Below are 13,009 nucleotides of genomic sequence, written 5' to 3' on the forward strand. Positions count from 1 at the left end.
TCGGTATTAAACTATATTGTCGATTAGCATCCGATTAAAAATAGATGGCCGGTTTGATTACATTTCGTTTTCCGATATCCTTTGTCTAATTTTATTGGCTTCTATCAAGCCATCTAAATATGAATAAATCGTTCTCATTTTTGCTGCTTTTTATTTTGGGCTGCTCTGCTTTATCTGCCCAAGAGTATTTTCCTGTAAACGACCAGGTAAAAGCGAAAAATCAAAATTATACAGCATTTACCAACGCTAAAATTTATGTTACTCCCACTCAGGTAATTAATGGCGGAACGCTCTTGCTGCAAGAGGGAAAAGTTGTTCAGGTGGGTAAATCGGTAACGGTGCCCAAAAACACAATTGTCGTCGATGTAAAAAATAAATCGATATACCCTTCGTTTATCGATGTGTTTTCAGATTTCGGAATCGAAAAACCAAAGAAAGCGGAAGCCAAAGGCCGTTCGGCCGAGTATAAATCTTCTCGAGAGGGTTATTACTGGAACGACCACGTCACGCCGGAAAACGATGCTATTACCCAATATGACTATGATAAAGAAGCTGCAAAAAAGCTGCGTGAGCTGGGCTTCGGCCTGGTAAACTCGCATAGGCAAGACGGAATTGCCCGTGGTACTGGGGTTTTAGTTGCATTGAACGAGAACGATAATGATGCGGTTCGTATACTTGACGATCGCTCGGCCCAATATTTTTCGTTTAAAAAGAGCATTGAAAAAAGACAGGCCTACCCCACATCGTTAATGGGGGCCATGGCTCTTTTAAGACAAATGTATTACGATGCCGATTGGTACGGCAAAGGCAATGTCGACACAAAAGACCGGTCGTTAGAAGCATTGAACCATAATAAAGGCAAGGTTCAAATATTCGCAGCTGAAGATAAGGGCAATGTGTTGCGTGCCGATGGTATTGGAGATAAATTCGGAATTCAGTATGCTATTTTGGGTGGTGGTGACGAGTATGAACGAGTGGCCGATATCAAAGCGACCAATGCGAAATTAATATTGCCGCTTAATTTCCCTGATGCTTTTGACGTTTCCGACCCGTATGCTGCCGCTCACATATCTTTGGCGGATATGCGAGACTGGAACCAAGCCCCATCTAATCCTAAAGTGTTAGCCGAGAACGGAGTATCTTTTGCGTTCACGCTGCATGACTTGAAGAAAATAGATGAGTTTAATGGTAAACTGAGAAAGTCAATTCAATATGGACTGTCAAAAACAAAGGCTTTAGAAGCACTTACGTCGGTTCCCGCTGCTATTCTAGGTAAATCTGAAGAGGTAGGCTCGTTACAGGTGGGTCGGTATGCCAATTTTTTGATTACCTCCGGAGATATTTTCGATAAGGAGACTGTTCTTTATGAAAATTGGGTTCAAGGGAAAAAACATGTCGTTCATGATATGTCTTTAAAAGATATTCGAGGAGATTATGATTTGACCATCAATGAAAAGAAATTCAAGTTGTCGGTAAATGGTGAGCCCAATAAACTAAAGGCAGAAGTAAAAAGAGATACTGTTAAGTTAAAATCTAAATTGATTTTTAAAAATAACTGGCTAACACTTTCACTTGCAGATGAGAAAAGCGATAGTACCTACCGAATGAACGGCTTGGTAGGTGATGATTCCGATAATATTGAAGGTATAGTTGTTCTTTCCGATGGAAGTGAGTCTACATTTAAAGCGGTAAGAGCGAAAACAGAGGAAAAAGACAAGAACGAAGAGAAAGGTACTGCCCCTCCGGAAATGGTTGCGGTTACGTATCCCAATATCGGTTATGGGTATGAGTCCATTCCTCAAGCTAAAACTACATTGTTCAAAAACGCCACAGTCTGGACAAGTGAAGATGCAGGTATTTTAAAAAATACCGATGTATTGGTGAAAAACGGCAAGATTTCCAAAATAGGCAATGATTTAAGAGCGAGTGGGGCAGAGGTTGTCGATGCCACAGGAAAGCATCTTACCGCAGGTATAATCGATGAACACAGTCATATTGCCGCATTGGCCATAAATGAAGCTGGCCAAAATTCTTCCGCTGAGGTCAAAATGACCGATGTCGTTGATTATGAAGATAAAGGCATTTATCACGCCTTAGCGGGTGGGGTAACTACCTTACAATTATTGCATGGTTCTGCCAATCCGATAGGTGGGCAATCAGCAATAATGAAATTGAAATGGGGTGAAAGTCCTGAAAATATGATTTATAATGATTCCCCTAAATTCATCAAGTTCGCGTTGGGTGAAAATGTAAAACAAAGCAATTGGGGTAGCTATAGTCGTTTTCCGCAGACTCGAATGGGGGTAGAACAGGTGTTCTCGAATTATTTTCAAAGAGCTAAAGAATATGAGTTGAAGAAGAATAGTGGTGAACCTTACCGTTATGATGAAGAAATGGAAACTCTGGTAGAAATATTGAACGGTGAACGATTTATCAGTTGCCACAGTTATGTTCAGAGCGAAATAAATATGATGATGAAGGTAGCCGAGAAGTTCGGATTTCGAGTCAATACCTTTACGCATATCTTAGAAGGCTATAAAGTTGCCGATAAAATGAAAAAGCATGGAGTAGGGGGTGGAACTTTCAGTGATTGGTGGGCCTATAAATTTGAAGTGAACGATGCTATACCTTACAATGCGGCAATAATGCATGACCAAGGTGTTACGGTTGCAATTAATAGCGATGATGCCGAAATGATTCGTAGACTCAACCAAGAAGCTGCCAAAACGATCAAATATGGAGGGATGACGGAGTTGGAAGCATGGAAAATGGTGACGATTAACCCGGCTAAATTGTTGCACCTAGATGAAAGAACCGGAAGTATTAGAGAAGGTAAAGATGCCGATTTGGTACTCTGGAGCGATAATCCGTTATCGATATATACCAAGGCCGAAAAAACCATGATCGATGGTGCCATATACTTTGACATTAAGAAAGATGCACAGCTACGCAAATCTGTAAAGAGAGAAAGAAACTGGCTCATTAATCAAATGCTCTTGAATAAAGAACAAGGTGAAAAGTCTCAAGAGCCCAAGCAGAATAAAAAAGAGCTGATGCACTGTGATACCGGTGCAGAATTGAATTAAATGCTACAGCGAAAAACAGAATAGTAAAATAGAATATCTAGTAAATCGATTATGAAAATAAAACTGTTTATAACGATCTTATTTCTAACGTTCATTGCGAACGCTCAACAAACCCCTGCGCCTGTACAGTCGGAAGCTATTACTATCGAAGGCGCTACGGCACACTTAGGTAACGGTGAGGTCATAGAAAACTCGTTGATTATGTTCGAACAGGGCAAATTGACGTTTGTAGGTAGTGCAATGACCAAAATCGCTCGAAGAGGTAAGAAAATTAAGGGGCAGGGCAAGCATGTCTATCCTGGGTTTATAGCCCCGAGTACTTCTTTGGGGCTTATTGAAATAGATGCCGTACGGGCATCTAAAGACCAAGATGAAATCGGGGAAATGATTCCGCATATCCGCAGTTTAATAGCCTATAATTCGGAGTCTAAGGTGGTGGAAAGCATGCGACCCAATGGGGTATTATTAGGTCAGATAACTCCGCAGGGTGGGCGAATCCCCGGAACATCATCCATTGTTCAATTCGACGCTTGGAATTGGGAAGACGCTGCAGTTAAGACCGATGACGGTATTCACTTACATTGGCCCAACAGTTTTCAGGGGAGTAAACCGAACAAGAAGTATGGTGAACAGCTTGAAGAAATAAGAAGCTTTTTAAAGAATGCAGAAGCTTATGGCAAAGAGGAAGCTAAAGAGTTGAACCCTCAATTTGCTGCAATGCAGGGCGTTTTCAATGGAGAGCAAAAATTGTATCTCTACGCGAACGGAGAAAAGGAAATATTGGATGGGGTTAGAATCACCCAACAACTTGGAGCGAAGTATGTAGTTTTAGTTGGAGGATATCGAGCGGATAAGGTTGCCGAGTTTCTGAAGAAAAAAGATGTGCCCGTATTGGTGAGGCACACCCATAAACTGCCCTATACCGATGATGAAGATTACGACTTGCCGTATAAATTACCTAAAATGCTTATGGATGCTGGACTGCTCGTTGGTTTGCAGAACTCCGAAACTTCTAATTTTCAAACCAGAAACTTGCCATTTTTTGCAGGTCAAACGGTTGCTCAAGGCCTTGATAAAGAAAAAGCTTTGCAGCTTATTACGGGCAATACAGCTCAAATACTTGGTATAGATGATGCTTACGGAACTTTGGAGAACGGTAAAAGTGCAACTTTGTTTATCGCCGAAGGGGATGCTCTCGATATGCAGGGCAATCAATTACTACATGCTTTTATCGATGGAAGGGAAATTTCATTACAAACCCATCAAACAGAACTATGGCAGCGCTATTCCAGAAAATACGATAAGAGTAACTAAGATTTTAAGGAGACAGATATAAAAGACAATACTGAACCTTTTTTAATAGGTTCTTCAGCAGCTGCTACTTGAATAAAACCATCTGCTTGAGCAAGACTTACCAAGTCTCCGGAACCATTACCTTGAACTAATTTTGCTCGTAGTTGCCCTTTTTTCCAATAGGTTGCAACTTGTAAGAATAAAGTGAGCGACACATGGGGTTGAACAGGCTCATCAAGAATTACGGTTTTCGTATTAGTTCTTAAACCTAAAAGCAGGTCTAGCCAAGGCATAAAATAAACATGGTAATTGGCAAAAGTGGACACTGGATTCCCAGGAAAAGAAAACACCACTTTATTCAGTTCTTCTTGAATACCAAACCAAAAAGGCTTGCCGGGGCGCTGAGCTACGCGGTGAAATACCTTTTTAATTCCTAAGCCATCTAAAACTTCGGGTATGTAATCGAACTTACCTTTAGATACACCACCGCTTAGCATTAGCACATCGTGGGTCTCGAGAGCTTTTTTAAGTTCTTTCGCAATTAATTTCTTCTCATCGGTCAAGTGTAGAAGATGGTGTTCAATGCCTTTTTTTTCAAGTTCGGCGGAGAGTGAAAGCACGTTAGATTTCCTGATTTGATGGGGCAGGGGTGTTTCGGAAATCTCCACAAGTTCGTTTCCGGTGGAAATCACACAGACTTTGGGTAGTTTTTTGACCAAAACCTCAGTTTTTCCGACCGAGGCCAAAATACCGATAACAGCGGTGGTAATCACGGTTCCTTTTTTTAATAGGATTTCCTTCGCCTGAATATCGCTTCCTTGGCCATGAATGTTTTGTCCCTTAATCGGTTCTTTTAGAAGTTTTGCCCTGCCGTTCTTTAGCTCCACCTGCTCGTACATGATGATGGTATCTGCATTGGCCGGCAAAACGGCACCGGTCATAATTTCTAAGCAATTACTTGAGGAGGAGAGTGTTCCTTTTGGCATTCCGGCACCAAGAACACCCTCAATTTTAAAAGATTTAAGTCCGTTTTCTATCGCAGAAAAGTGAATGGCTATTCCGTCTTTTGTTGAACGATTGAAAGGAGGGAAGTCTCTATCTGCCTTTATATCCTCGGCTAAAATTCTTCCGGTGCTTTTTAGTAGCGTAACTTTTTCATCGCCCAGTTCGAGCGAATGTTTCATTACCAGTTTATAAGCTTCTTCAAAAGCAATCATCCTACTACATCGATTAAAATTGAAAGGGTAAAAGATCGTTATTCTTTGGCTTTCTTTTTCTTCCATAACCAGCTACCTACAAAATAGGCGACCAGGGCAATCAAGAAATATTTAAAGTACGATACAGGTTCGCCTTCTCCATTTACCGTGGTAAATATTCGGTCCCATCGAGGTTTCCAATTGAAAATACCTTCATTAAAATTATCAACACTTAACCAAATGAATATGGGAGTACCTACGATGTGGTTCTCAGGAACGTAGCCCCAAGCACGACTATCTTCAGAATGATCACGGTTATCACCCATCATCCAATAGTAATCTTGTTTGAAAGTATACGAATCGGCTACTTCGCCATTGACTTTGATTTGATTACCCGAGACACTTACAGTATTGCCTTCATATTCGGTTATGATTTTTTTATAGAGAGGCAAAGATTTTAAATTCAAAGGAACAGTCGCACCCGCTTCTGGAATATAAATAGCGCCCATTTGGTCATAGTTCCACGGGTACATTGGGTTTTGTGGAAAGTTGTTGCGCCCAGCCACTCCTTTTTCATCTACTTGACGTATGACCGAATCAATAGAAGCTTCTTTTTTCAACTGGGCTACCATCTCGTCTGTCAGGGCACCGATGCGAGCACGTGAAGTTTCTTCGGTCAATGCTAAACGCTGAGTTCTAATAACGTTGATAGGTATTCCGCTTGCTTTGGTGTATAGGGCAACTTTGTTACCTTCGACCCTTTCCGTATATATTAGATACTTTCTGATAGCATCGAATTGGGCTTGACTGATTTGACCCGATATATATTTTCTTTGAAAATCCATTACCCCAATTTCATTCAACAGTTTTGAGGATACACCTTTATTGGAATAGATGGTATAATCGTATTGCGGTTTTGCCCTGTCAGGTAATTCTAACTGTTTGCCATCAATGTAGACGTAGCCGTCGATTATTTCAAGTGAATCACCTGGTATACCAACACATCGTTTGACATAGTTCGATTTTTTGTCGATGGGTTTTTTTACACCGGCTTCGACCTTGTAAAATTGACGTACCGTATCTGCAGGCCAACTAAATACAACTATGTCGTTACGATCAACCTTGGTAAAACCGGGTAATCTAAAATAAGGGAGTTGAGGTTTTTTTAGGTAAGACTTCGTTCTTACCAATGGCAAAGTATCATGAACCATGGGTGCCGCAACTGTCGTCATCGGGGTTCTTGCCCCGTAATGAAATTTACTGACAAAGAGCAAGTCACCGACCCTTAAGGTACGTTCCAAGGAAGGTGTAGGAATCACATAGGGTTGAATAAAATAAGTGTGTACCAAGGTGGCTGCAATTACCGCAAACGCAATTGAACTTACCCATTCACCAGCCGCTGTAGTGGGGTGGAGGCTACGATTCTCGATATATTTTACATCTAAAGCATAATTGACATAATAGATGTAAAAACCCAGTGTTAAAATAACCAGCCAAGTTTCCCCTAGGCTATTTCGACCAAAGCTTCGAATGGTCTCTATCCATATAATAGGAAACATCAAAAGATTGATGATGGGTATGAACAAGAGAACGGTCCACCAGGTTGGCCGATTGATGATTTTCATCAAAACTATTGCGTTATAAATCGGTACCGCTGCTTCCCAAGCCTGTCTACCTGCTTTTACGTAAAGTTTCCAAGTGCCTAAAAAATGGATTACCTGAACGATCAGAATAAAAAGTAACCACTGTGTTGCGCTCATTCTATATATTTTATTGAGGTTGGTTCAATGCAAATAAGTTTATTATCTTCAATATTGAAGATAGGTTAACCTAGGTTTAACACATCTTTCATGGTGAAGACCCCGGTTTTGCCAACAATCCATTCTGCTGCAATTACCGCGCCCAGGGCGAAACCTTCTCTATTATGGGCATTATGCTTTATTTCTATCGAGTCTACTTTACTGGCATAGTCTACGGTATGGGTCCCCGGTGTGTTACCTATTCGTTTGGCTTCGATTTGTATTTCGTTTTCGCTGGCATTTTCCAATTTCCAGCCTTCGTAATTGCTATTTTCAATAACACCTTCGGCCAAGGTAATTGCGGTTCCACTAGGGGCATCTAGTTTTTGTGTGTGATGAATTTCTTCCATAGATACCTTATATTGCTCTAAGTTGCTCATCATCTTGGCCAAATACTTGTTCAGCTCAAAGAAAATATTCACCCCCAAACTAAAATTAGAGGCATAGATGAAAGCACCTTTATTCTCTTTGCAAATTTTCTTGGCTTCATCGAAACGATCCAACCAGCCAGTTGTACCTGAAATTACAGGAACATTATTTTTAAAGCATGAGCTTATATTGTCAAAGGCAGCATTGGGCATACTAAAGTCTATGGCAACGTCCATACTTGAAAAATCGATGTTTTCTGTATCTACATCGACCTTTGCCACAATTTTATGACCTCTGTCTAGAGCGATTTGCTCTATCATTTTTCCCATCTTGCCGTATCCGAAAAGTGCTATGTTCACGAGTTGTTTGATTAAATTTTCAATAAATATTGCCAAAAATAAGGCTTGATGATGAGTTTAAGGGTGAATTACCCACTTTTATAACCGTTTCCGCTTGAATTGTTATGGGTTTGTTCTATCAGAATTTGATAATCATGGACATGCCGTAATGCGGACTATTCGCTACAGGGTCCAGATCCATATAGGGTTGCATATCGAAACTAAGGTCGTCATCTACATTAAACTGTTTCAAATGAGCGTCGACATTGGCATCTACAATATTTAAGGCATAAAGTGCAACAGAGACTAAAAGTAGCAAGTCTCGATCTCTTTGATAACGCTCTTGTTCGTTCTGTAAATCATCTACCCCCAAATCAGGCCCTGAACCGTCTCCGTTCAAGTCGTAAAATTCATCATCTGTAAAACCAGCCTGTCTTCTTTTAAATGCTGTACGAACCCTGGTGTATTGTTTGTCGTTAAATGTGTAGCCATAAATAGCCGCACCAATAGCTCCGTAGACGATCGGTACCTTCCAATAACGTTTATTGTAGATTTGGCCCAGACCAGGAAAAACAGCGGAATAAAAGGCGGCTTTACTTGGTGCTAACGGATTGATGGCTTTCTTTTTTTTCACTAAGGTGTCGACCACCACGATACCCTCTTCTTTCAAATCGGTTTGAAGAGAGTCGACTTCATTATTCTTAGGAGTATCTTCTTGGGCCTGTACACCGAATACACATATGCCTAAAAAGAATAATGTAAATAGGTATTTAATCACCTAGAATCAATTTTTTAATTCGCTTGAATTCTTCTTGGGAATGAAATGGAATGGTAATTTTCCCTTTTCCCTTGTCGGAAGCTGAAATAGCTACTTTAACTGATAGATGGTCGGTGAATTTATCGATATTTTTTTTGGCAAAGTCAGGAACCGCAGTAGATGATTTTTTACTTGTAGCTTGGTCTGGCCCTGCATGATAGGCTTTAACTTCACGTTCGGTATCTCGTACCGACAGGTTTTGTCCAATTATTTTTTCATACAAAGAAATCTGGTCCGATTTCTTTTCGATATTGACCAAAGCGCGGCCATGGCCCATACTGAGAAAACCATCGCGCATTCCTGTTTGAATTATTGGATCCAAGCGTAATAGCCGAAGATAATTGGTAATGGTCGATCGCTTTTTACCCACACGTTCACTTAATTTCTCTTGGGTGAGTTCAATCTCATCCATCAAACGTTGGTATGAAAGGGCAATTTCGATAGGGTCAAGGTCTTGGCGTTGAATGTTTTCGACCAAAGCCATTTCCAAAGATTCTTGGTCGTTGGCAATTCGAATGTATGCCGGTATGGTTTCGAGACCGATTAGTTTTGAAGCTCTATAACGGCGCTCGCCCGAAACCAATTGAAATTTGTTGAACTCCAGCTTTCTGACGGTAATAGGTTGAATAACACCTAGTTCTCTAATGGAAGTTGCCAATTCTTTTAAAGCATCATCATTAAAGTTCGAACGTGGCTGAAAAGGGTTGACCTCGATGGAATCAATATCTAACTCAACAATACTACCGACTACCTTATCGGCATTTTTGTCACTTGCAGTTTGTATATCGTTTTCCGGGTCTTTCAATAGAGCTGAAAGTCCACGCCCTAAAGCCTGTTTTTTAGTTGCTTTCGCCATTAAGCTATTTCTTTATTTTTCTTCACCACCTCGTTTGCCAAATTCAAATAATTGGTGGCTCCTTTGCTGCTTGCATCATATTTAATAATGCTCTCCCCATAACTTGGTGCTTCACTCAAGCGCACATTACGTTGAATGATGGTATCGAAAACCATATCGGCAAAATGCTTACGAACTTCTTCCACTACCTGATTTGAAAGGCGTAAACGAGAATCGTACATGGTCAATAGCATACCTTCGATATCAAGGTTCGGGTTATGCACTTTTTGAACACTCTTGATAGTGTTCAATAATTTACCAAGACCCTCCAAAGCAAAATATTCACATTGAATAGGGATAATTACGGAATCTGCCGCTGTTAAGGCATTCAATGTCAATAACCCTAACGAAGGTGCGCAGTCGATTAAGATGTAATCGTAAGTATCTCGCAAATCAGATATGGCTTTCTTCATCATATACTCCCGTTCATCTTTGTCGACCAATTCAATTTCGATGGCGACCAAATCTATATGTGCGGGAATTAAATCTACGTTCGGTGAGTCGGTCTCAACAATCGTTTCCTTGGCATCTGTCGTCAGTTCTAGTAATTGATAGGTGCCGAGTTCGACGTTTTCGACTTCAATACCCAAGCCAGAAGTAGCATTTGCCTGCGGGTCGGCATCGATTAATAATACCTTCTTTTCCAAAACCCCTAAAGAGGCCGCTAAATTTACGGTAGTAGTAGTTTTTCCTACCCCTCCCTTCTGGTTCGCAATAGCAATTATCTTGCCCATTATCCGTCTGTGTTAGGGGGTAAAAATACGATTATTTATGATGCTATTGAAACCATTTTGTTAACACAAGGTGAATAACTATGGTGTTTTGCGTTAAAGTTGGTTAACAGTAAATTAAAATCGTTTATCAGCAGCAATAACTATAGGCAAATCGGTAAGTGAACTAATCTTTGGGTTTGAGCTTTAAGCTGTCTTCGTACTCGATTAGATAAATTTCTTCATTCTTCTTCTTAAGGTAGTACTTTTCGCGGGCAAATTTTTCCAACTCTTCAGGATCGGAAAGCCTTTCTAGAATTATCTTATCGTTGGCTATTTCCTCTTTTAAAAATTCTTGTTGTTTCTCAAGTTTATTGATTTCTTTTTTTAGTTCTAAATGAATCAATAATGAGTTGGTGTCGAAGAAGAGCATCCAAATAACAAACACAGTAAGTACCAAAATATATACATTGGTAAGCACACTGAACCATTTTTTCTTTCGCAAGTCTTTTAACCCCATCGTGCCTATGTCAATTTTTCGTTGATGATCGTCTTCACAATATCAACTGCAACAGTGTTGTATTTATTGTTGGGTATAATGATATCTGCATATTCTTTACTGGGTTCTATAAACTGCAAATGCATCGGTTTGATGTTCGATTGGTACTTTTCTAAAGTTTCGTCCAAATTCCATCCACGTTCATTAACATCACGTTTGAGTCTTCGTATCAGGCGTTCGTCTGAATCTGCATGAACGAAAATCTTAATGTCCATCATATTGCGAAGTCTAGAGTTGGTCAATATCAGTATTCCCTCAACTATCAATACTTTGGTTGGGTGAACGGGAAGAGTCTTATCAGTACGGTTACACTCTAAAAATGAATAGACCGGTTGTTTGATGGAATGCCCTTCTTTTAATGTTATAAGATGTTCTTCTAAAAGCTGAAAATCAATGGACTGTGGATGATCAAAATTGGTTTTTCTTCGCTGTTCTAAAGGAAGATGAGAGAGGTCGTTGTAGTACGAGTCTTGAGAAATTACACCTACTTCACCTTCCGGAAGTTCATCAATAATCTGATTCACAACTGTCGTTTTTCCGCAGCCTGTTCCACCGGCAATCCCTATAATCAACATTCCTGATAAATTTTTGACAAAAATACATATTTGCAATGCAATACCCAGTATATCGGTAAAATGAAGTTTTGATAACAAGGCTTACAGCTTATATGCCTAATTTTGCACAATGCAAAATGAAAATGTAAAGCCGAATTTTGAATTTATAGCTTTGATGGCCTCCCTGATGTCAATCGTCGCCTTGGCTTTAGATGCACTGTTGCCTGCACTTTCACATATCGGGGAGGCGGTCAACAGCTTTGACCCCACGGCCAATCAAATGATGATTACCATGATTTTTTTGGGTCTGGGTATCGGTCAATTGTTTTTCGGCCCCTTGTCGGATAGTTACGGCAGAAAGCCCATGGTTTATGCCGGTTTTCTGACTTTTGGGGTGGGTAGCGCCATATGCCTAATGGCCAATTCATTAGAAATAATGGTTGCCGGTAGAATGCTTCAAGGGGTCGGCCTTTCCGCACCTCGAAGCATAGCGATTTCTATTATTCGAGACACCTACAGCGGAGATTATATGGCAAGAATGATGTCTTTCGTAACGGCATTTTTTATTTTGATACCTGTTATTGCACCAGCCACCGGAAAATGGATAATGGATGCCTTTAGTTGGCAAGCTATATTCTACGTGCAGCTCTTTTTTGCTCTGGTCGTTGGTATTTGGTTTTGGAAACGTCAACAAGAAACTCTTAAGCCCCAATATAAAGTACCTTTTTCAATGGGTGTTTTTATGAGTGGCCTTAAAGAATTTTTAAAACACAGGGAATCTGTGGCCTTCACATTTACTTCTGGGTTCATAACGGGAGCTTTTCTTGTGTACCTTAGTGCCTCGCAGCATGTTTTTGAAGACCAATATGGTTTGGTAGATTCGTTCCCCTATATTTTTGCCGGTCTGGCAGTTTCTATCGGATTGTCAACCTTGTTGAACGGTACCTTGGTCATGCGTTTTGGTATGCGAAGACTGGCTTTGATGGCATTGACCGCATTTTGTAGTATTGCTTTACTATACGTTTTGCTTTTCTGGAACCAACCCAACCCAAGCGTAATCGTTTTGGTCGGTTTTCTATCGGTTCAATTTTTCTGTTTGGGCTTTCTATGGGGAAATTTTCGTTCTATTGCTATGGAACCCATAGGTCATATTGCCGGTATCGGCGCTGCTATAAACGGATTCGTTTCTACCGTAATTGCAGTGCCTATTGCAAGTTATATCGGTGGCTTCGTTACGGACACGGTTTGGCCCATGTTCGTAGGTTTAGCCATTTGCGGATTACTTTCTTTAGGCATAATGCTTATGGTAAGAAAGAAACATGCCTTGGCCAGGGCTTAATAAATTGACTACCTGAGTAAGAGATAAAAACAACGCCGGGAACATGTTAAATGT

The 13,009-nt window shown here is 40.4% G+C and carries 11 protein-coding genes; 3 read left to right on the forward strand and 8 right to left on the reverse strand.

Features of this window, described 5'->3' with window-relative positions; genetic code table 11:
- Window positions 1-119 precede the first annotated feature (119 nt).
- A complete protein-coding gene (locus IV512_RS00375; protein WP_209399603.1) occupies window positions 120-3,086 on the forward strand; it encodes an amidohydrolase family protein in 2,967 nt (988 codons plus the stop codon).
- Window positions 3,087-3,137: 51 nt separating this feature from the next.
- Window positions 3,138-4,400 carry an amidohydrolase family protein gene (locus IV512_RS00380; RefSeq protein WP_209399605.1) on the forward strand — a complete coding sequence of 421 codons (1,263 nt, stop codon included), beginning with the start codon at window positions 3,138-3,140 and terminating at the stop codon, window positions 4,398-4,400.
- On the opposite strand, the gene IV512_RS00385 is transcribed toward IV512_RS00380, so the two are convergent.
- From IV512_RS00385 to udk, 8 genes are all read right to left on the reverse strand, one after another.
- Window positions 4,397-5,596: a molybdopterin molybdotransferase MoeA gene (locus IV512_RS00385; RefSeq protein WP_209399608.1), complete on the reverse strand. Its 1,200-nt coding sequence runs from the start codon at window positions 5,594-5,596 to the stop codon at window positions 4,397-4,399. The genes IV512_RS00380 and IV512_RS00385 overlap by 4 nt on opposite strands.
- Window positions 5,597-5,634: 38 nt before the next feature.
- Window positions 5,635-7,335, reverse strand: coding sequence for a signal peptidase I (gene lepB / locus IV512_RS00390; RefSeq protein WP_209399610.1), 1,701 nt, complete (start codon window positions 7,333-7,335; stop codon window positions 5,635-5,637).
- A gap of 65 nt (window positions 7,336-7,400) precedes the next feature.
- On the reverse strand, window positions 7,401-8,102 hold the full coding sequence (gene dapB, locus IV512_RS00395) for a 4-hydroxy-tetrahydrodipicolinate reductase (RefSeq protein ID WP_209399612.1): 702 nt from the start codon (window positions 8,100-8,102) through the stop codon (window positions 7,401-7,403).
- A 118-nt stretch (window positions 8,103-8,220) separates the two neighbouring features.
- A complete protein-coding gene (locus tag IV512_RS00400; RefSeq protein ID WP_371743237.1) occupies window positions 8,221-8,859 on the reverse strand; it encodes a DUF5683 domain-containing protein in 639 nt (212 codons plus the stop codon).
- On the reverse strand, window positions 8,852-9,754 hold the full coding sequence (locus IV512_RS00405) for a ParB/RepB/Spo0J family partition protein (protein ID WP_209399614.1): 903 nt from the start codon (window positions 9,752-9,754) through the stop codon (window positions 8,852-8,854). The genes IV512_RS00400 and IV512_RS00405 overlap by 8 nt, the downstream gene beginning before the upstream one ends.
- Window positions 9,754-10,527: a ParA family protein gene (locus IV512_RS00410; RefSeq protein ID WP_100869025.1), complete on the reverse strand. Its 774-nt coding sequence runs from the start codon at window positions 10,525-10,527 to the stop codon at window positions 9,754-9,756. Before IV512_RS00410 ends, IV512_RS00405 begins: the two co-directional genes overlap by 1 nt.
- Window positions 10,528-10,690: 163 nt before the next feature.
- The gene (locus tag IV512_RS00415; RefSeq protein ID WP_100869024.1) at window positions 10,691-11,023 is read right to left on the reverse strand and encodes a septum formation initiator family protein; all 333 of its coding nucleotides are present in this window, start codon (window positions 11,021-11,023) and stop codon (window positions 10,691-10,693) included.
- 5 nt (window positions 11,024-11,028) lie between these two features.
- Window positions 11,029-11,637 (reverse strand): uridine kinase, encoded by a 609-nt coding sequence (udk, locus tag IV512_RS00420; protein ID WP_209399615.1) that lies wholly within the window; start codon window positions 11,635-11,637, stop codon window positions 11,029-11,031.
- Window positions 11,638-11,746: 109 nt separating this feature from the next.
- Here udk and IV512_RS00425 point away from each other — a divergent pair, with 109 nt between their 5' ends.
- Entirely contained in the window at window positions 11,747-12,955 is a 1,209-nt protein-coding gene (locus IV512_RS00425; RefSeq protein WP_209399616.1) for a multidrug effflux MFS transporter, read from the forward strand.
- Window positions 12,956-13,009 lie beyond the last annotated feature (54 nt).

Origin of the sequence: Pseudozobellia sp. WGM2 (genome assembly GCF_017810075.1) — a bacterium.
Classification (GTDB): domain Bacteria; phylum Bacteroidota; class Bacteroidia; order Flavobacteriales; family Flavobacteriaceae; genus JADNYK01.

Coding starts and splice junctions, on each gene's coding strand:
- IV512_RS00415 (WP_100869024.1), bottom strand. CDS start 11,023: ATGGGGTTAAAAGACTTGCGAAAGAAAAAATGGTTCAGTGTGCTTACC.
- IV512_RS00380 (WP_209399605.1), top strand. CDS start 3,138: ATGAAAATAAAACTGTTTATAACGATCTTATTTCTAACGTTCATTGCG.
- udk (WP_209399615.1), bottom strand. CDS start 11,637: ATGTTGATTATAGGGATTGCCGGTGGAACAGGCTGCGGAAAAACGACA.
- IV512_RS00385 (WP_209399608.1), bottom strand. CDS start 5,596: ATGATTGCTTTTGAAGAAGCTTATAAACTGGTAATGAAACATTCGCTC.
- IV512_RS00405 (WP_209399614.1), bottom strand. CDS start 9,754: ATGGCGAAAGCAACTAAAAAACAGGCTTTAGGGCGTGGACTTTCAGCT.
- lepB (WP_209399610.1), bottom strand. CDS start 7,335: ATGAGCGCAACACAGTGGTTACTTTTTATTCTGATCGTTCAGGTAATC.
- IV512_RS00375 (WP_209399603.1), top strand. CDS start 120: ATGAATAAATCGTTCTCATTTTTGCTGCTTTTTATTTTGGGCTGCTCT.
- IV512_RS00410 (WP_100869025.1), bottom strand. CDS start 10,527: ATGGGCAAGATAATTGCTATTGCGAACCAGAAGGGAGGGGTAGGAAAA.
- IV512_RS00425 (WP_209399616.1), top strand. CDS start 11,747: ATGCAAAATGAAAATGTAAAGCCGAATTTTGAATTTATAGCTTTGATG.